Genomic DNA, 662 nt, shown 5'->3' with positions numbered 1-662 from the left:
GCTTGGCGGTCAGGCCTTTGAGGTCGCCGATGCCGTCGCCGTTGCTGTCCTGGAAGGAGCGGACGAGGACCTCGTAGAACACGGCGCGCTTGAACCAGTCGGGATCGCGGTCCTTGGCGGGGGTGTCCTCGAAGGTGTCCTGAACGGGCTCGTTGACGATCATGGTGTGGGTGACCCTCCGATCGGTGAGGACGGTCGCAGAACCCGCAGAATGTGCGCCGGCTGCCGGCCGGGCTCCAGCCGCACATAATTGGCCCTGCCCCAGTGATAGGTCTCTCCGGTGAGCTCGTCGCGCACCGGTACGGTCTCGTGCCAGTCCAGGCCGAGTCGCGGCATGTCCAACGAGACCGTGGCCTCCTGGGTGTGGTGCGGGTCCAGGTTGGCCACCACCAGCACGGTGTCCGTCCCCGCCCGCTTGCTGAACACGAGCACCGCCTCCTGGTCCGCGTGATGGAAGTGCAGATCCCGCAGCTGGCGCAGGGCCGGGCTGCGGCGCCGGATCGCGTTGAGTTCGGCTATCAAGGGGGCGATGCTACGGCCCTCGCGTTCGGCCGACTCCCAGTCCCGCGGCCTGAGTTGATACTTCTCCGAGTTCAGGTACTCTTCGCTGCCCTCCCGCACCGGAGTGTTCTCACACAGCTCGAACCCGCTGTACACCCCCC

At 66.9% G+C, this 662-nt stretch carries 1 protein-coding gene; it reads right to left on the bottom strand.

The genetic code is table 11. The features are described 5' to 3' along the window. Window positions 1–159 precede the first annotated feature (159 nt). A partial coding sequence (locus G5C60_RS50835; RefSeq protein WP_165271127.1) for an alpha-glucosidase C-terminal domain-containing protein occupies window positions 160–662 on the bottom strand: 503 nt, incomplete at its 5' end.

The organism is Streptomyces scabichelini (assembly GCF_011045015.1).
Classification (GTDB): Bacteria; Actinomycetota; Actinomycetes; order Streptomycetales; family Streptomycetaceae; genus Streptomyces; species Streptomyces scabichelini.
Note: the sequence above shows the minus strand (reverse complement) of the source record. Positions and strands in the feature narration are given on the sequence as shown.